The organism is Pseudomonas sp. EL_65y_Pfl1_R83, assembly GCF_963970695.1.
GTDB classification, from domain to species: domain Bacteria; phylum Pseudomonadota; class Gammaproteobacteria; order Pseudomonadales; family Pseudomonadaceae; genus Aquipseudomonas; species Aquipseudomonas tritici.
This window is the reverse complement of sequence record NZ_CAXAQI010000510.1, coordinates 1-429: the sequence shown is the minus strand read 5'-3', so window position 1 is coordinate 429 and position 429 is coordinate 1. Positions and strand designations below refer to the sequence as shown.

Sequence of the window (429 nt, the reverse complement as noted above, 5' to 3'; positions counted from 1 at the left end):
AGATCTCGCGCAGCGTGGTCGATATCAGTAGCGATAATGATCTGGCTTGAACGGTCCCTCGACCGGCACGCCGATGTAACCGGCCTGCTTCGGGGTCAGCTTCGAAAGCTTCACACCCAGCTTGTCCAAGTGGAGCGCAGCCACCTTTTCGTCGAGGTGCTTCGGCAGGACGTACACTTCGTTCTTGTAGTTCTCGCCCTTGGTCCACAGCTCGATCTGCGCGAGCGTCTGGTTGGTGAAGCTGGCCGACATCACGAACGACGGGTGGCCCGTCGCGCAACCCAGGTTCACCAGGCGGCCCTTGGCCAAGACGATGATCTGCTTGCCGTCGGGAAAGGTCACCAGATCGGTGCCCGGCTTCACTTCGTTCCACTCATAGTTCGACAGCGCGGCGATCTGAATTTCGCTGTCGAAGTGGCCGATGTTGCA

General features: G+C 59.4%; 1 protein-coding gene. It reads right to left on the bottom strand.

Annotated elements, in window-relative coordinates; translation table 11 throughout:
- Nucleotides 1-24 precede the first annotated feature (24 nt).
- On the bottom strand, nt 25-429 hold a 405-nt coding region (locus AACY08_RS30090; RefSeq protein WP_339472732.1), incomplete at its 5' end, for an adenosylhomocysteinase.